General features: G+C 37.4%; 18 protein-coding genes. All 18 read left to right on the plus strand.

Features of this window, described 5'->3' with window-relative positions; translation table 11 throughout:
* The first annotated feature begins 120 nt into the window (after window positions 1-120).
* A complete protein-coding gene (locus AC4G3N_RS09530) occupies window positions 121-318 on the plus strand; it encodes a DUF951 domain-containing protein (RefSeq protein WP_066109702.1) in 198 nt (65 codons plus the stop codon).
* 172 nt (window positions 319-490) lie between these two features.
* Window positions 491-1,591 (plus strand): redox-regulated ATPase YchF, encoded by a 1,101-nt coding sequence (gene ychF / locus AC4G3N_RS09535; protein ID WP_066109696.1) that lies wholly within the window; start codon window positions 491-493, stop codon window positions 1,589-1,591.
* A 140-nt stretch (window positions 1,592-1,731) separates the two neighbouring features.
* Complete coding sequence (rpsF, locus tag AC4G3N_RS09540) at window positions 1,732-2,025, plus strand: 30S ribosomal protein S6 (protein ID WP_302621348.1); 294 nt, start codon at window positions 1,732-1,734, stop codon at window positions 2,023-2,025.
* A 61-nt stretch (window positions 2,026-2,086) separates the two neighbouring features.
* Window positions 2,087-2,593 (plus strand): single-stranded DNA-binding protein, encoded by a 507-nt coding sequence (gene ssb / locus AC4G3N_RS09545; protein ID WP_066109692.1) that lies wholly within the window; start codon window positions 2,087-2,089, stop codon window positions 2,591-2,593.
* A gap of 52 nt (window positions 2,594-2,645) precedes the next feature.
* Window positions 2,646-2,888 (plus strand): 30S ribosomal protein S18, encoded by a 243-nt coding sequence (gene rpsR / locus AC4G3N_RS09550; protein ID WP_066109691.1) that lies wholly within the window; start codon window positions 2,646-2,648, stop codon window positions 2,886-2,888.
* Window positions 2,889-3,245: 357 nt separating this feature from the next.
* Window positions 3,246-5,219, plus strand: a complete 1,974-nt coding sequence (locus tag AC4G3N_RS09555) for a DHH family phosphoesterase (RefSeq protein WP_139892025.1) — start codon at window positions 3,246-3,248, stop codon at window positions 5,217-5,219.
* Window positions 5,216-5,662, plus strand: a complete 447-nt coding sequence (gene rplI, locus AC4G3N_RS09560; protein ID WP_066109684.1) for a 50S ribosomal protein L9 — start codon at window positions 5,216-5,218, stop codon at window positions 5,660-5,662. Before AC4G3N_RS09555 ends, rplI begins: the two co-directional genes overlap by 4 nt.
* 227 nt (window positions 5,663-5,889) lie before the next feature.
* Entirely contained in the window at window positions 5,890-7,254 is a 1,365-nt protein-coding gene (dnaB, locus tag AC4G3N_RS09565) for a replicative DNA helicase (RefSeq protein ID WP_066109682.1), read from the plus strand.
* Between the two features lie 185 nt (window positions 7,255-7,439).
* Complete coding sequence (locus AC4G3N_RS09570) at window positions 7,440-8,729, plus strand: adenylosuccinate synthase (protein WP_148630326.1); 1,290 nt, start codon at window positions 7,440-7,442, stop codon at window positions 8,727-8,729.
* A gap of 267 nt (window positions 8,730-8,996) precedes the next feature.
* Window positions 8,997-9,707 (plus strand): response regulator YycF, encoded by a 711-nt coding sequence (yycF, locus tag AC4G3N_RS09575; RefSeq protein WP_066109676.1) that lies wholly within the window; start codon window positions 8,997-8,999, stop codon window positions 9,705-9,707.
* 5 nt (window positions 9,708-9,712) lie between these two features.
* The gene (gene walK / locus AC4G3N_RS09580) at window positions 9,713-11,536 is read left to right on the plus strand and encodes a cell wall metabolism sensor histidine kinase WalK (RefSeq protein WP_066109673.1); all 1,824 of its coding nucleotides are present in this window, start codon (window positions 9,713-9,715) and stop codon (window positions 11,534-11,536) included.
* Complete coding sequence (locus tag AC4G3N_RS09585) at window positions 11,533-12,837, plus strand: YycH family regulatory protein (protein WP_066109672.1); 1,305 nt, start codon at window positions 11,533-11,535, stop codon at window positions 12,835-12,837. The genes walK and AC4G3N_RS09585 overlap by 4 nt, the downstream gene beginning before the upstream one ends.
* A complete protein-coding gene (locus AC4G3N_RS09590) occupies window positions 12,824-13,618 on the plus strand; it encodes a two-component system regulatory protein YycI (RefSeq protein ID WP_066109666.1) in 795 nt (264 codons plus the stop codon). The genes AC4G3N_RS09585 and AC4G3N_RS09590 overlap by 14 nt, the downstream gene beginning before the upstream one ends.
* Window positions 13,619-13,624: 6 nt before the next feature.
* Window positions 13,625-14,419: an MBL fold metallo-hydrolase gene (locus AC4G3N_RS09595; protein WP_066109662.1), complete on the plus strand. Its 795-nt coding sequence runs from the start codon at window positions 13,625-13,627 to the stop codon at window positions 14,417-14,419.
* Window positions 14,420-14,613: 194 nt separating this feature from the next.
* A complete protein-coding gene (locus AC4G3N_RS09600) occupies window positions 14,614-15,813 on the plus strand; it encodes a S1C family serine protease (protein ID WP_066109658.1) in 1,200 nt (399 codons plus the stop codon).
* A gap of 104 nt (window positions 15,814-15,917) precedes the next feature.
* The gene (locus AC4G3N_RS09605; RefSeq protein ID WP_066109653.1) at window positions 15,918-16,100 is read left to right on the plus strand and encodes a CxxH/CxxC protein; all 183 of its coding nucleotides are present in this window, start codon (window positions 15,918-15,920) and stop codon (window positions 16,098-16,100) included.
* Between the two features lie 83 nt (window positions 16,101-16,183).
* A complete protein-coding gene (rlmH, locus tag AC4G3N_RS09610; protein ID WP_066109652.1) occupies window positions 16,184-16,663 on the plus strand; it encodes a 23S rRNA (pseudouridine(1915)-N(3))-methyltransferase RlmH in 480 nt (159 codons plus the stop codon).
* Between the two features lie 254 nt (window positions 16,664-16,917).
* Entirely contained in the window at window positions 16,918-17,550 is a 633-nt protein-coding gene (locus AC4G3N_RS09615; protein WP_139892031.1) for a YczE/YyaS/YitT family protein, read from the plus strand.
* Window positions 17,551-17,808: the final 258 nt, after the last annotated feature.

Genomic DNA, 17,808 nt, shown 5'->3' on the forward strand with positions numbered 1-17,808 from the left:
GGGAGTCTAGGTAGATTTCTGTTTATTCTGGATGTTGGTTTTAATTGGAGGTCTGGCCATATGCTGATATAATTCATGGATATAAAGGGAAAAGTTTAAATAATGGAGGATTAAAAAACTATGGATGATAAGGATTTTGGATTGAATGATGTTGTTGAAATGAAAAAGCCTCATCCATGTGGTATCAACCGCTGGAAGATTATTAGACTTGGTATGGACGTCCGAATTAAATGTGAAGGATGTGACCATAGTGTCATGTTGCCCCGTAAAGATTTTGTTAGGAAGATGAAAAAGATACTTCAGAAACACGAGGCATAATCTCAAAGCTTAATGTACAGCTTGTATGCTATCATAATAAAGTGTAATTCAAATACTAATTGAAAAATAATAGCGGCTTGTCTTTTAGATGACTTGTCACTATAATTGGTAAAGGTTTATCACATATAGATTATATAACATTTAATATGTTTTCACATAAGGAGTGAATGATGTGGCATTAACAGCTGGAATAGTAGGTCTGCCTAACGTAGGGAAGTCTACTCTCTTTAATGCAATAACACAGGCTGGAGCAGAATCTGCTAACTATCCATTTTGTACGATTGATCCTAATGTAGGGATTGTAGAGGTACCAGATCATAGATTGCAAAAGCTGACAGAGCTTGTAGTACCGAAGAAAACAGTACCGACTGCTTTTGAATTTACCGATATCGCAGGAATTGTAAAAGGGGCAAGTAAAGGAGAAGGCTTAGGCAATAAATTCCTTTCCCATATTCGCCAGGTAGATGCAATTTGCCATGTAGTAAGATGCTTTGCTGATGAAAATATTACCCACGTTTCAGGTAAGGTTAATCCAATCGATGATATTGAAACGATTAATCTCGAATTAATTCTCGCTGATATGGAAACGGTAGAGAAAAGAATTGACCGTGTAGGTAAATTAGCTAAACAAAAAGATAAGGAAGCAGTTGTTGAGTATGAAGTTCTTTCCTTATTAAAAGAAGCATTTGAAGCTGAAAAACCAGCCAGAGCAGTTGAATTCACGGAAGAACAGCTCAAAATCGTGAAAGGATTACATCTTCTCACGATTAAACCAGTTTTATATGTTGCTAATGTTGATGAAGATGAAGTAGCAGATGCGTCCGATAATGATTACGTGACTCAGGTTCGTGAATTTGCAGCGAAGGAAAATGCTGAGGTAATCGTGATTTGTGCCAAAATTGAATCGGAAATTGCAGAGCTTGAAGGCGAAGAAAAAGCGATGTTCCTTGAAGAACTAGGCATAGAAGAATCTGGGTTGGATCAATTAATTCGAGCGTCTTATCAATTGTTGGGCTTGGCAACATATTTCACGGCAGGTGTTCAAGAAGTACGTGCCTGGACTTTCCGTAAAGGGATGAAGGCGCCACAGTGTGCTGGAATTATTCACTCTGATTTTGAACGTGGATTTATTCGCGCAGAAATCGTTTCTTATGAAGATCTGATGGCAGCTGGTTCCATGAATGCTGCGAAAGAAGCGGGTAAAGTTAGATTAGAAGGTAAAGAATACGAAGTAAAAGACGGAGACATTATTCACTTCCGTTTCAATGTATAAACAAGAGGACCGGTCAGTATGATCGGTCTTTTTTATCAATTTGCAAACTTCTTATATGTATGCTATACTTTTAACTTGTGAGTAATTGTAATTAATTGCTCCTTGCCCATAAGGGCCGTTTAGACCAAAAGGAGGTGACAGTGATGACAAAATACGAAGTTATGTATATCATCCGTCCAAACATTGAGGAAGATGGAAAAAAAGCTTTAGTTGAGCGTTTTAACACAATTTTAGCTGACAAGGGTGCTGAAGTTCTTGAAACAAAAGAATGGGGCAAACGCCGTCTTGCTTATGAAATCAATGATTTCCGTGATGGATATTACATGATCAACAAAATCCAAGCTGAAACTGCAGAGGCTGTTCAAGAATTTGACCGTCTTGCTAAAATCAGCGAAGATATCATCCGTCATATTGTAGTTAAAGAAGAAGAGTAATTTTGATTGAACATAAATTGTTTCATGTGGAACAATTTTCTAATATTAGGAGTTGATTCTGTTGATAAACCGTGTCATTTTGGTAGGTCGTTTAACGAAGGATCCTGATCTCCGCTATACTCCGAATGGTGTTCCTGTTTCAACCTTCACATTAGCAGTGAATCGCCCATTTTCTAACCAACAAGGTGAACGGGAAACAGATTTTATTAACTGTGTTGTTTGGCGACGCCAGGCAGAAAATGCAGCTAATTATCTGAAAAAGGGTAATCTTGCTGGAGTTGATGGACGTATTCAAACTCGTAATTATGAAGGTCAGGATGGAAAACGTGTCTATGTAACAGAAGTGTTGGCAGAGAGCGTACAATTCCTAGAGCCTAAAGGTTCATCTGCCGGTGAAAAAAGCGGCGGAAGCCAATATGGTGGTCATGATACCAATCCATTTGGCCAGGGAAATAGCAACCAAAACCAGAATCAACGGAAGGACAGTAATTATACGAAGATTGATGATGATCCATTCAGTAGTAATGGACAAACTATCGATATTTCGGATGATGACCTTCCATTCTAACATTGATAATTCGAACGGACGTATATAATTATAATGAAAGGGAGTGAATAATATGGCAGGCGGACGCAGAGGCGGACGTGCAAAACGCCGTAAGGTTTGTTATTTCACAGCAAACGGCATTACGCACATCGACTATAAAGATGTAGATCTTCTTAAAAAGTTTATCTCTGAGCGTGGAAAAATTCTTCCACGTCGTGTAACTGGAACAAGCGCTAAGTACCAACGTAGATTGACTATTGCAATCAAACGTGCTCGTACTATGGCTCTTCTACCATTCGTAGCAGAGGAAAAATAAGATTTTACACATAAAAACGGAAAGGGAATCCTTTCCGTTTTTTAATTGTATTTAAGGAAACAGTATTGACATGAGGAATTATTAATAAAATTACAGACATCGAATTACATTATTTTTAAATATTATTTCAATATAACATTATGGTTCAATGTAATGTCTTGTTTTTTGGATATCATTTTATTTATGCTTTATAATATTCTTTGTATGTATTTATTGTTTTAAATAGGTACTAATGAAGGGTATTAATTATACGCCTCTGAACAGGTAATTAATTGCTCTGTTGGTCATAATGGAGTTTTATCAAGTATAATGATAAGTAATACATAAATTGATCCACATTATTTAGGAGCTGAATCTATGCCATCTTATTTAAACAGGCAAGCGATCCGTTATCCCATCTACGCATTATTGGGTGTATCTTTAGTAATCATCGGAGTTCTTGCTTATTATAATTGGATATTTGCAATAGTAGCTTCTTTGCTTTTTGGCATTCTCTTCTTTCTAATATTAAAAATTGAATATGGAATACAAAAAGAAACGGAAATCTATATTTCCACTCTATCCTATCGATTAAAAAAAGTGGGGGAAGAAGCTCTATTAGAAATGCCAATAGGTATACTGCTTTTCAACGAGGATTATGTAATTGAATGGACCAACCCATATATGGCTAAGTGTCTCCAGGAAGATACTTTGGTTGGAAAATACATTTCTGAGGTTGCAGAACCCTTAATACCTTTGGTGAAAAGAGAGGAAAGCGAAGATATTGTAGCAATTTATAATCGTAAGTTTCGAGTAGTCCATAAACCGGAGGAAAGATTGCTTTATTTCTTCGATGTTACAGAGCAAACAGAAATTGAAAAAATGTACGAAGAAGAGCGAACTGTCATTGGAATTATCTATCTAGATAACTATGACGATGTGACACAAGGAATGGACGACCAGCGAAAAAGCAGCTTAAATAGCTTTGTAACCTCCCTATTAAATAATTGGGCTAAAGAATATGGAGTCTTTTTAAAGAGAATTTCCTCGGATCGGTTTATCGCTATTTTTAGCGAAAGTATTCTTAACCACCTAGAAAAAACGAAATTTTCCATACTGGATGATGTACGGGAAACAACGGCCAAGCAAAATGTTCCGTTAACACTGAGTATAGGTGTGGGGAGCGGAGTTTCTGCATTACCTGAATTGGGCAGCATTGCTCAATCAAGTCTTGATCTGGCTCTGGGTAGAGGTGGAGATCAGGTTGCCATTAAACTCCCAAATGGAAAAGTGAAATTTTATGGTGGCAAAACGAATCCTATGGAGAAAAGAACTAGAGTTCGCGCACGGGTAATTTCACATGCACTGCGTGATTTGATAGTCGATAGTGATAAAGTTATTGTAATGGGACATAAGTTTCCCGATATGGATGCTATTGGTTCGTCCTTAGGGATATTAAAAATTGCCGAAATGAATAACCGTGAAGGATATATTATTCTAGACAGAAGTGAATTAGATTCAAGTGTTAAACGACTTCTATCTCAAGTGAAGCAAAAGCCTGAGTTGGACTCCAGATTTATATCACCTGAAATTGGTGTTGAGCTAATCACCGATAAAACATTACTTGTTATCGTAGATACTCATAAGCCAAGCATGGTCATTGAGGAAAAACTGGTTTCCCGGGCTGAAAAAATCGTGGTGATTGATCATCACAGGCGTGGCGAGGAATTTATAGATAATTCTATCCTGGTTTATATGGAGCCATATGCATCATCTACAGCCGAGTTAGTAACGGAGCTTATTGAATACCAGCCAAAGCGTGTTAAGGTAGGTATGCTGGAAGCAACTGCTTTGCTGGCTGGTATTATAGTGGATACAAAATCCTTTACATTTAGAACAGGATCCAGAACTTTCGATGCTGCTTCTTTTTTAAGAGGGCATGGTGCAGACACAGTCCTTGTACAAAAGCTTCTTAAGGAAGATGTAGATACTTACCTAAAGCGCGCAAAGCTGATTGAGGACGTTTATTTTTATCATAAAGGGATTGCTATTGCTCATGGTGATTTAAATGAATTTGCTGATCAGGTTTTGATTGCCCAGGCTGCAGACACATTGTTAGCAATGGATGAAGTGATCGCATCCTTTGTGTTATCACGAAAATCAGAAACTAGCATTGGCATAAGTGCAAGATCTCTTGGCGATATAAATGTTCAGGTTATTATGGAACGTTTGGGTGGCGGAGGGCATCTTACAAATGCGGCAACTCAACTGGATGACATTTCAATGGAAAAAGCAGAGCAAATGTTGAAAGATGCAATTGATGAGCTATATGAAGGAGGCACAAACACATGAGAGTAATATTTTTAAAAGATGTTAAAGGAAAAGGAAAAAAAGGTGAAATTAAAAATGTTGCAGATGGGTATGCACATAATTTCCTTTTGAAACAGGGATTAGCTGTAGAAGCAACCGGCAGCAATATGAAAACACTAGAAAATCAGAAAAATAAAGAAGTACAGCTTGCAGCTGAGGAACTAGAAAATGCAAAAAAATTAAAAGAGCAATTAGAAAAGCTTACAATTGAATTAAAAGCGAAGACTGGTGAGGGCGGCAGAATCTTTGGATCCATTACCAGCAAACAGATTGCTGACGAATTACAAAAACAGCATAAGCATAAAATTGATAAACGTAAAATTGAATTAGAAGACGCAATTCGCTCTCTCGGCTACACAAAAGTTCCGGTTAAGCTTCATCATGAGGTAACCGCTACTTTAAATGTTCATGTGAAAGAACAATAAAATATTTTCCCAGGAAATAATTTTCTTAAAAAAAGTGATGAAAAGCTTGTTAGCTGATTTCATCACTTTTTTTTAGTATGATAGAAGTTACTAATGCAAATGAAAGTTAAAATAAATAATTTCCTGTACCTATTCTCTTCATTTCCATATACAATAGAATAGCAATCCATTTTAATTGCTAATAAAAATATATAATTACGTTTAAATATATAAAGGGGGTTTGCCGAATGAATGAGCTCTTTACTGATTTGGTTCCACCACAAAATGTTGAGGCGGAACAAGCGGTTTTAGGAGCAATTTTTCTTGTGCCTTCCTCTTTAATACTTGCCTCTGAGATTTTGATACCTGAGGATTTTTATAGAAGTGCACACCAAAAAATCTTCCTGGTTATGCTGAAGCTAAACGACAAAGGAAAGGCTGTCGATTTAGTCACAGTAACAGAAGAACTAAGTGCAACAAAGCAGCTTGAAGAGGTAGGGGGAGTTCCCTATTTAACAGAACTGGCGTCATCAGTACCTACCGCGGCCAATATAGAATATTATGCCCGAATTGTTGAAGAAAAGTCCGTTCTTAGAAGATTAATTAATACAGCAACTGGCATTGTACAAGATGGGTATTCACGTGAAGATGAAGTAGAAAGTCTCTTGGGTGAAGCCGAAAAGAGCATTATGGAAGTTGCCTCCCGAAAAAATGCCGGAGCCTTTCACAACATTAAAGATGTTTTAGTTCGGACCTATGACAATATTGAGTTACTTCATAACCGCGTAGGAGATGTAACTGGAATACCTACAGGCTTTAATGACTTGGATCACATGACAGCAGGCTTTCAGCGTAATGATTTAATTATCGTTGCTGCCCGTCCATCTGTTGGTAAAACAGCCTTTGCACTTAATATTGCCCAAAACGTTGCAACAAAAACGGATGAAAATGTTGCGATTTTCAGTTTGGAGATGGGTGCAGAACAATTGGTCATGCGTATGCTTTGCGCAGAAGGTAATATAAATGCTCAAAACCTTAGAACAGGATCTCTGACAGACGAAGATTGGCGCAAATTAACACTGGCAATGGGAAGCTTATCAAATGCAGGTATATTTATAGATGATACTCCGGGTGTCCGAATTAGTGAAATCCGTTCAAAATGCCGTCGTTTAAAGCAAGAACATGGACTTGGCATGATCCTGATTGACTATCTCCAGCTTATTCAGGGAAATGGCAGATCAGGCGAAAACAGACAACAGGAAGTATCAGAAATTTCCCGTTCCCTTAAGGCCTTGGCAAGGGAGCTAGAAGTTCCGGTTATCGCTCTTTCCCAGCTCTCTCGTGGTGTTGAGCAACGTCAGGACAAGCGTCCGATGATGTCTGATATCCGTGAGTCAGGAAGTATTGAGCAAGATGCTGATATTGTAGCCTTCTTATACAGGGAAGATTATTATGATAAAGAAACAGAAAACCAAAATGTTATTGAAATTATCATTGCGAAACAGCGTAATGGCCCGGTTGGAACAGTTCAACTGGCATTTGTGAAGGAATACAATAAGTTTGTTAATTTAGAGAGAAGATTCCAGGATGATGCCATACCTTCTGGAGCATAATAGTTTATAGACCGACCCACCAAACAAAGGTGGGTTTATTTTTATTACATCAATACACGAACATATTTTACTATTTTCATATAAACGTTCGTGAATTCCTTGAAATTACTTCATGTAATTGATACACTTAATTTGTTTGTTAAGCCAAAGTGCAAGATGTTGGTAAATTAGTGGAGGTGTAAAGAATGTCTTCAGTCGTAGTAGTAGGTACACAATGGGGAGACGAAGGTAAAGGAAAGATTACAGATTTCCTTTCAGAAAACGCAGAAGTAATTGCCAGATATCAAGGTGGAAATAATGCGGGACATACAATAAAATTTAATGGTGAAACATATAAGCTTCATTTGATTCCCTCAGGCATATTCTATAAGGATAAGATATCGGTAATTGGAAATGGTATGGTCGTTGACCCTAAAGCACTTATTGAGGAGCTTACTTATCTGCACGATCGTGGGATTACCACAGATAATTTACGTATCAGCAATAGAGCCCATGTGATTCTTCCTTATCATCTGAAACTTGATGAAGTAGAGGAAGAGAGAAAAGGGAGTAATAAAATAGGTACTACTAAAAAGGGAATTGGCCCGGCTTATATGGATAAAGCAGCCCGTATAGGTATCAGGATTGCCGATTTATTAGATAAAGAAGTATTTGAAGAGAAGTTAACAAGAAACTTGGAAGAGAAAAACCGTATGCTGGAACGTTTTTATGAAACTGAAGGCTTTACGATGGATGACTTTTTCGAAGAATATTATGAATATGGACAGCAAATTAAACAATATGTATGTGATACCTCTGTTGTTTTAAATGATGCCTTGGATGAAGGACGCCGTGTTTTATTTGAAGGAGCGCAAGGGGTAATGCTTGATATTGATCAGGGAACATACCCATTCGTTACATCCTCCAACCCAGTTGCGGGCGGCGTGACAATCGGTTCCGGAGTTGGACCATCAAAAATCAATCATGTAGTGGGAGTATGTAAAGCCTACACGACACGTGTAGGAGATGGACCATTCCCTACCGAGCTTGATAACGAAATTGGTAATCAAATTCGTGAGGTAGGAAGAGAATATGGTACTACTACGGGACGTCCGCGAAGAGTAGGTTGGTTCGATAGCGTCGTTGTCCGCCATGCGCGCCGCGTTAGTGGAATCACCGATCTTTCTCTTAACTCTATCGATGTTTTAACAGGTATTGAAACATTAAAAATCTGTGTTGCTTATCGACACGATGGAAAAGTATTGGAGGAGTTCCCGGCGAGTCTGAAAATATTGGCTGAATGTGAACCAATCTATGAAGAACTGCCAGGCTGGACAGAAGATATCACGGGTGTGAAAACATTGTCTGAACTACCTGCTAATGCACGTACTTATCTAGAAAGAGTATCTCAGTTAACAGGTATTCCATTATCAATCTTTTCTGTAGGACCGGACCGTAATCAAACGAATATAATCCGCAATCCATACGGTATATAAAAAATAACTGGCTGACAGACAAAAACGTTTGTCAGCTTTTTGAATAAATTAATCATTAGTACTAGTATATTTCATAGAGAATTTGAGGGTTAGACACCAGTCTAATCCTTTTTGGTATTCACCCTTGTATATATTTGGAATTAAATTTTAAAAAGATGACCTGTTTCAATAGAAATGGTAAAGTAAGATTAGGATAGTTTAACAAAATTGTGACTCGCAGATGTCATTAATATAGACATTTTATTATATAAAAGGGAGAAATAGACGATGGATAAAAAGATACTGGTTGTTGATGATGAAAAGCCTATTGCAGATATATTACAGTTTAACTTGAAAAAAGAAGGATTTGATGTGTATTGTGCCTATGACGGTAATGATGCCATTAAACTGGTAGAAGAACTTCAGCCAGATTTGATTTTATTAGATATCATGCTACCGCAACAGGACGGAATGGAAGTATGCAGGGAAGTGCGGAAGAAATATGATATGCCAATTATTATGCTGACGGCAAAGGATTCCGAAATAGATAAAGTGCTTGGCCTGGAACTGGGCGCAGACGATTATGTGACAAAGCCGTTCAGTACTCGTGAATTAATTGCGCGCGTAAAAGCGAATTTACGCAGGCAAAAACATGCTGCAAATCAGCAGGAAGATAACGAGGAAACAAATGAAATTACGATTGGCAATCTAGTGATACATCCTGATTCTTATATGGTATCCAAAAGAGGTGACACCATTGAATTAACCCATAGGGAATTTGAGCTTCTCTTTTATCTCGCTAAACATATAGGCCAGGTAATGACAAGGGAGCATCTTCTGCAGACAGTATGGGGCTATGATTACTATGGAGATGTCAGAACAGTTGATGTAACCGTTCGACGCTTACGTGAAAAAATAGAAGATAATCCAAGCCATCCTGCATGGATTGTTACAAGAAGAGGAGTTGGGTACTACCTCCGTCATCCTGAACAGGAGTAAAAATTATGAGAAAAGTTGGTTTCTTTAAATCGATTTATTTTAAGTTTGTACTAATTTATGTGCTGCTTATTTTAGTTGCCATGCAAATTATCGGAGTTTATTTTGCACAGGGACTTGAACAGCAGCTATTGGAGAATTTTAAGAGCTCTATTCAAGAGCGGGTAACGATTCTTTCCTATAGTTTAGAAAAAGAAATAACGGAAACCCGCAAAGTTGAAGATCCCACCTTAATAGAAGACATTAAGACGACATTGGAGGGATATTCCTCTGGGGATATAACGGAAATACGGGTAATGGATCAGGATTCAAAAATTATTGGCACATCTGATCCGGAGAAACAAGATATAATAGGGAGCCGTTCAACTGAAAAGCTTGTTGATAGGGCAAATAACCAAGGAACGCCCCAAACAGAAATCAGAATCGATTCTCAGACGGGAAAAAGAATTCTCCTTTGGTCAGAACCGATTTTGAGTGATGGACAAATTATAGGGAATTTATATCTGAATACGAAAATAGAGAATGTCTATTCCCAATTAAAACAAATTAATACGATAATGGCGAAGGGAACGATTATTTCTCTTGCAGTGACAGCCTTTTTAGGAATATTGCTGGCACAAACCATTACAAGGCCAATATCTGACATGCGTAAGCAAGCTTTAGCGATGTCACGTGGTAACTTTTCGAGAAAAGTTAAGGTGTATGGATACGATGAAATTGGCCAGCTTGCTATTACATTCAATAGTTTAACTAAAAAGCTACAAGATGCACAGGCGACAACTGATGCAGAGAAAAGGAAGCTCTCTTCTGTATTGACTAATATGACAGATGGCGTGCTAACAACAGATCGCAGAGGCCGAGTCATTTTGATTAACGACACAGCACTATCAATGCTGAAAGTTTCACGTGAAACGTCATTATCTAAGCCGATTACAGAGGTATTAGGATTAGAGGACACGTTCACTTTTGATCAATTATTGAGTGAGAAAGATTCCATTATCCTTAATTACAGCAATGAAAAGAAACTGCTTTATTTAAGAGCGAATTTCTCTGTTATTCAAAGAGAAACAGGTTTTATTAATGGGTTAATTGTCGTTCTTCATGATATTACCGAGCAAGAAAAGATCGATGAAGAGAGAAGAGAATTTGTTGCGAATGTTTCCCATGAGCTTAGAACGCCGCTGACAACGATGAGAAGCTATCTTGAAGCTTTGGCAGATGGCGCTATGGAAGATAAAGAGCTTGCTCCGCGTTTTCTGAATATAGCTCAAACAGAAACAGAGCGGATGATCAGATTGGTCAATGATCTCTTGCAGCTTTCAAAGCTAGATAATACAGACTATAAGCTTTCTACAACCTGGGTCGATTTTGGCCGTTATTTCCACCGAATTATCGATCGTTTTGAAATGTCTAAATCGCGAAATGTAACTTTTAAGCGTTTAATCCCATCTGAGCCAATTGGTGTTGAAATAGATGAGGATAAAATTACTCAAGTACTCGATAATATTATTTCGAATGCATTGAAGTATTCACCTGAGGGTGGACAAGTTACCTTTAAGCTGCAAGTAATCGGACAATTTGTGGAAATTAGCATTAGAGATGAAGGAATGGGTATTCCAAAAGAAAATGTAGCTAAGATATTTGAAAGATTCTACCGTGTAGATAAAGCCAGATCAAGAAAGATGGGCGGTACAGGTTTAGGTCTCGCGATAGCGAAGGAAATGATTGAAGCACATAAGGGGCATATTTGGGCTTCTAGTGAGGAAGGGAAGGGGACAACCATTTTCTTTACTCTCCCTTATGAAACATTACAAGAGGATGATTGGGAATGAGCTGGGAAGGATTTAAAAATATCTTATTGGTGTCCCTCATTTTGATAAGTGGCCTTTTGACTTGGTCATATTGGTTTTATCAGCCAACCTATAACGAGACGGAGAATACAAACTATGTTCAGGAGAAAATCTTCAGTAATCTTGAACCCGATGAAGTCGTAAAGCCAACAAAAATGATTTATCATAAAGGTAATTTATCCTATGGAACTTACTCTGAGGAAATGATTACACAAGCAATCAACTCCATAAAAAAATGGAATATGTTTAACTTTCAGGATCAATCATCAAAGTATAAAAATACTGCTGCTATCAATAAGTTTAGTGAGAAGGATGGATTCATTGAATTAATATTTAATGATATCGTTCCGCTGTCTTTTTATAAAAATTATTTAAAAATAGAAGATAATGAGTTGCCAAATGTTAAATTTGACAGGGTTATTATTCATACCGATAATGATTCTATCTACTTTGTTTCTAGTGAAAAGAAAACAGTCATTGAAGCATCCGTAGATAAAAGTTTGATTGAAGACTTCACAAAAGAGTACGCGAGGGTTGAAAATCTAAAACCCTACACAAAGCTGAAATTATCAGAAACTAACTCAATCCTGGTTCCATCCGGCGAAATAAAAGTAAGTAAATATGATTTTCTAACAAAAGCTACTGATGTGAAAAGCTTTAAGGAAGCTCTGTTTATCAGACCAAGCACTGTTAAGCAGGAAGGGGATATCTATACCGATGGATTGAGTATAATGAAAAAGAACCCAAAGACATCAATGATTGAATACAAAAATCTTGTTGTCGGTGCCAAAGATGAGAAAAAGCTGGAAACTCATATATTGCAAAGCAGCATAGAATTTATCAATATTCATGCCGGTTGGGATACACGCCACCGGTATGCGTCATTAGATGAGTTTAGCAGAGAAGTCGCTTTCCGTTTATATATTGATGGACTTCCTGTATTTAATGAGGAAGGTATGACTGAAATTCACCTGGAATATGGAACTCAAAATGTGAAGAGATATGAACGTTCCTATTTTAATCTTGTGGATGAGCCCTTGGATCAAAGCGCAGTTACTCTTCCTTCTGCAAATGAAGCTTTAAAGTCCTTCAAAAACGGTATGGGTAAACAATATGATGCAAATAAACTTACGGATATGACTGTCGGCTATAAGCTAATTTATGATGATAATTCAGGCACCACTCTTTTGGAATTGAAACCTGTCTGGTACTATCAGTATGGTGGCAGCTGGATGGAGATTCCCGAAAAGGATTTAGGAGGACTTATGGATGGATTGGAATAAAACAAAAGGTTTATTTATTGTTGTGTTTCTAATTCTGGATGTATTCCTCCTATATCAGTTCCTGGATTTTAGGGCAGCAAAGCTTGAAATCAATAAGGATTCGGATTCAACCATTGAAGAAAGGCTAAAGGCTGAGGGAATCAAGTATCATGTAGGAACTCAGGAAAGAGTAAGTGAAAAGACGATAAGTGCTAAGCCTAAGGAATTCAGTAAAGAGGAATTAAATACCCTCAAAAATCAAACCTTAATTATTGATAATAAAAGAACCATTCGATCGACGCTGGATAAACCAATTAAAATTGGTACTGGTGAAGGGAAATATTTTGAGCTGGAAAGCTTCATTAACAAAAATGTATATTCGGGAGATGAGTATAAATTTTGGCGTAAAGAAGATGGGACAATAACATATTATCAAACCTACAAAAGCCGTTTACTTTTTAATAATAAAAACGGCGCCTTAATATTTACGCTTAATGAAAATGATGAAGTAATTTCGTATATACAAACACACCTCGATGATATTGAGGAATTTAATGAAAACCAAGAGATTAATCCGCCAATTCAAGCAGTAGAAAGTCTGTTGAATGGAGGATACTTGTCATCTGGAAGTGAAGTTTCAAAGGGAGAGCTTGGTTTTTATACCTTAATAGAAGTATCAGAATCAAAAGTGCTTGTCCTTGTACCAACATGGCATTTTACAGTAAATAAGCAAGAGGATTATTTCGTAAATGGTATTGAAGGACAAGTGCTGAATACAGAAGAAGGAAATGTAACGGAGTGAGGAAGAATGTCGATGAAATTTAGCGTTCTAGCCAGTGGAAGCACGGGGAATTCACTCTATGTGGAATCAGGAGAGCATTCATTTTTAGTGGACGCTGGTTTAAGCGGCAAAAAAATGACCGAGCTATTAAATAAAATTGATAAAAGGCCTGAGGATTTATCAGGAATTTTTGTGACACATGAGCACAGTGACCATATAAAAGGGCTTGGTATTATGGCTCGTAAATATCAGCTGCCTATTTATGCAAATGCCAACACATGGAGAGCAATGGATGGGTTAATTGGCGAAATTCCTACAGATTTAAAATTTGAATTTGGAATGGAGACCGTTAAGTCATTTGGCAACCTTGATGTAGAGTCCTTTGGTGTTTCGCACGATGCGGCAGAGCCGATGTTTTATGTATTTCACCAGGATGGTAAGAAACTGGTGACAATTACAGATACGGGGTATGTAAGTGATCGAATGAAGGGCATTATTAAAAATGCAGATGTGTACATCTTTGAGAGCAATCATGATGTAAGTATGCTCCGCATGGGTCGATATCCATGGAGTGTAAAGCGTCGGATACTAAGCGATGTAGGCCATGTTTGTAATGAGGATGCTGCTATAGCCATGAGTGAAGTTGCGGGTGACCGTACAAAACGGTTTTATCTGGCTCATTTAAGTAAGGACAATAATATGAAGGATCTGGCACGTATGTCTGTCAGTCAAACACTTGAAACAAAAGGGATCAGAGCGGGAGAGCAATTTAGCCTGTATGATACGGATCCTAACGAACCAACTGAATTAATACTTGTTTAACAGAGGAGGTTTCCTCTGTTATTTTTTTAGGTAATATATATAATGTTGGTAAAGGTTGGAGAATACTCACTAGTTATTAAACATATCATTAAACTCTGCAACAAGAATTTCCTTTCGATGCTGTTTTTGTTTATAAAATGGAAAACAACAAATACTAGACCTACATAAGTAAATAGTGAAGGGAATGTTGGCAAATGGGCTATTATGATCAAGATTATAATCAGTCAGAACAACAGCAAACTAAACGAAAAGGAAGTAAAGCAGGCTATTTTCTCTCTGGTTTAATTGGTGCTATTATTGGTGCATTATTAGTCCTTCTATTGACAGGCAACTTGAATAATAATGGATTAAATCAGAATACTAGTACAAATAACGGTAATGATGCATCCAAATTGACTCAAAATGTTTCTATGGATGTGACGACTGACGTTACTAAAGCTGTTGAAAAAACGGGAGACGCGGTAATCGGGATTACAAATATCCAAGGCTCTGATTTTTTTAATGAAACTCAGGAGGCAGGCACAGGCTCAGGAGTCATCTATAAAAAGGAGAATGGAAAAGCGTTTATCGTTACCAATAATCATGTGGTGGAGGGTGCATCTTCCTTAGAGGTTACTTTAGCTGATGGCACTAAAACAAAGGCAGAACTTTTAGGAAGCGACATATGGACAGATTTAGCTGTTATCCAAATAGATGATAAGGGTATTGATGTAGTTGCTGAATTTGGTAATTCTGATAAATTAAAAGCCGGAGAACCAGTTATTGCAATTGGTAATCCACTAGGTTTGAATTTCTCCGGATCCGTGACCCAAGGGATTATCTCGGGTTTGAACAGAACTATACCGATTGATGTGAATTCAGATGGTGTGGAGGACTGGAATGCAGAGGTTATTCAGACAGATGCAGCGATTAACCCAGGGAATAGTGGAGGTGCTTTAATTAATATAGGCGGCCAAGTGATTGGGATAAACTCCATGAAAATAGCCGAGTCATCCGTTGAGGGAATTGGATTATCGATTCCAAGCAATTATGCTATACCGATTATTGAGGATTTAGAGGCACATGGAAAAGTGAAACGGGCTTATATGGGAACTAGTCTTCGTTCCTTGAATGAAGTGACCAATTATCAGAGGCAGGAAACATTGAAATTACCTACTGGTGTGACAGAGGGTGTCGTCATTACAAGTATTGAACCAGGTTCTCCGGCTGCTAAAGCCGGGTTAAAGGAGTTCGATGTCATTGTGGAGCTGGATGGGAAGAAAATCGCTAATGTTCCGGAGCTCCGTAAGCATTTATATGTAAATAAGCAGATTGGCGATAAAATGAAAGTGACATACTATAGGAATGGACAAAAAGCGTCAACCGAAATGACATTGATTGAAGCCCAAATGTGATATAGTTAGGTACGAAAGCAGGGGATTCCAAATTCCCTGCTTTAAATATGCGGGCTTAAAATGAAGCAGATATTACAAAAGACAACAAGAAAAGGAGAATGAATATGAAAATTTATTGCTGTAAAGATCATGTAGAAGTTGGACTTGATACAATCGTGGATGAGACGGAAGTCCCTCCTTTTATAAATATGATTTCAGAGGAAGAAAATAAAGAAGTTACTAACAATTCTAATGAATTCACCTGTGAATACTGTGGACAACCTGCTGTATATATTGTGGCGAACTAATATTCGGGCACAATATGTGGACGGTGGTTGTGTATATGTGGATAACTTCTGTGGATAAAATGTTTGTAAAGTGAGGGTAACATGTGAATATCTCGATAATAACTGTAGGTAAATTGAAGGAGAAATATTTAAAACAGGGTATCGGAGAATATGTAAAAAGATTATCGGCCTATGCCAAAATAGACATAATTGAAATACCCGATGAGAAAGCACCTGAAACATTAAGTGAGATGGAGATGCTGCAAGTCAAGGCGAAAGAAGGAGAGCGAATCCTCGCAAAAATTTCTGACGATACTCATGTTATTGCTTTGGCGATTGAGGGGAAAATGAAATCATCTGAAGAACTTGCAGAAACAATAGATAAACTCGCCACCTACGGAAAAAGCAAGATAGCCTTTGTCATTGGCGGATCGCTTGGACTAAGTAAAGATGTAATGAAAAGAGCAAATGACACCCTGTCTTTTTCGAAAATGACCTTCCCTCACCAGCTGATGAGGCTGATTTTAGTGGAGCAGGTGTATCGCGCGTTTCGGATTAATCGAGGGGAACCATATCATAAGTAAGGTGTTTGTTTTATCTTAATATGTTTTTCTTGTGGAATGTATATGAAAAGAAGCAGTCATAGTTAAAGATCAATAACTTCCTTTAGTATGAAAAGATTGGTTGGCATATGGGAATTAAGGAATTAAGAAGGGTTACAAAAAGATGATTTACTTTTAATTGTTTTAGGTTATATTTCAGAAAATATAAATTATGTATTCTGTCCTGCTTTAATGTTATAGTAAAAAAATAAAATATAAGTTAGAGGGACAGAGTTATGAAGAGGAAATGGGTGTTACGCTGGTCTGTTTTTATTCTCGGATTATTGGTATTAGCATTTGGTATAGCACTAACAATTAAAGGAAAGTTTTTAGGGATTGGACCATGGGATGTTTTTCATTATGGACTATTTACTAAATTCGGATTCACTATAGGAACTTGGTCGATCATTAGTGGTCTATTGCTTTTGTTCATCAGTTCAATTTTCAATAAAGCATGGCCCCAAATAGGGTCCTTTCTGAATATGATGTTGCTTGGTTTATTTATTGATCTTTTTAATTGGATGTTACCTAGTATTGATAATTTAGCAGGAGCAACAATTGCCTTTATCATAGGTGTTATTTTAATGGGATATGGTATTGGATTATACGTTTCTGCCGATTTTGGAGCAGGCCCTAGAGACAGCTTTATGTTATTAATTGTTGAAAAAATGGGATGGAGTATCCCGTTGGTCAGAAATGGAATTGAAGTTATCGTTTTTCTCATTGGTTGGATGTTAGGAGGTCCTGTTGGGATTGGAACCTTGTTCATTGCGTTTGGATTGGGTCCCATTTTAGGCTTTTCCATTCCTCAATGTAAGAAGCTGATGGCCTATCTTCTTAAGCAAAAGGACCAATTAATAACGACTTGAGTATATAAATAGAAGATCTTTTCATAAGCGGAATTTCGCAACTTTAGCACCTGGCCTGGTTGTAAAAAGCTTACTTATATATTTTAAAGTGATATTCTTATAAAATACGAAAAACACATAGTCTTACGGAATTATAAATCAAGCAAAAAGGATGTCTGGCCTTAAGAGACATCCTTTTTGTATTAGATCTTATCTTATATAGTTATCGAAGTAACCTTGGATATAGACTATTGGCGTGTCTTTGCCTATACTAACCGA

The organism is Bacillus sp. z50, from assembly GCF_058313585.1.

Coding starts and splice junctions, on each gene's coding strand:
- AC4G3N_RS09530 (WP_066109702.1), top strand. CDS start 121: ATGGATGATAAGGATTTTGGATTGAATGATGTTGTTGAAATGAAAAAG.
- walK (WP_066109673.1), top strand. CDS start 9,713: ATGAGAAAAGTTGGTTTCTTTAAATCGATTTATTTTAAGTTTGTACTA.
- AC4G3N_RS09590 (WP_066109666.1), top strand. CDS start 12,824: ATGGATTGGAATAAAACAAAAGGTTTATTTATTGTTGTGTTTCTAATT.
- AC4G3N_RS09605 (WP_066109653.1), top strand. CDS start 15,918: ATGAAAATTTATTGCTGTAAAGATCATGTAGAAGTTGGACTTGATACA.
- AC4G3N_RS09570 (WP_148630326.1), top strand. CDS start 7,440: ATGTCTTCAGTCGTAGTAGTAGGTACACAATGGGGAGACGAAGGTAAA.
- AC4G3N_RS09595 (WP_066109662.1), top strand. CDS start 13,625: ATGTCGATGAAATTTAGCGTTCTAGCCAGTGGAAGCACGGGGAATTCA.
- AC4G3N_RS09615 (WP_139892031.1), top strand. CDS start 16,918: ATGAAGAGGAAATGGGTGTTACGCTGGTCTGTTTTTATTCTCGGATTA.
- rplI (WP_066109684.1), top strand. CDS start 5,216: ATGAGAGTAATATTTTTAAAAGATGTTAAAGGAAAAGGAAAAAAAGGT.
- yycF (WP_066109676.1), top strand. CDS start 8,997: ATGGATAAAAAGATACTGGTTGTTGATGATGAAAAGCCTATTGCAGAT.
- rpsR (WP_066109691.1), top strand. CDS start 2,646: ATGGCAGGCGGACGCAGAGGCGGACGTGCAAAACGCCGTAAGGTTTGT.
- AC4G3N_RS09600 (WP_066109658.1), top strand. CDS start 14,614: ATGGGCTATTATGATCAAGATTATAATCAGTCAGAACAACAGCAAACT.
- dnaB (WP_066109682.1), top strand. CDS start 5,890: ATGAATGAGCTCTTTACTGATTTGGTTCCACCACAAAATGTTGAGGCG.
- AC4G3N_RS09555 (WP_139892025.1), top strand. CDS start 3,246: ATGCCATCTTATTTAAACAGGCAAGCGATCCGTTATCCCATCTACGCA.
- AC4G3N_RS09585 (WP_066109672.1), top strand. CDS start 11,533: ATGAGCTGGGAAGGATTTAAAAATATCTTATTGGTGTCCCTCATTTTG.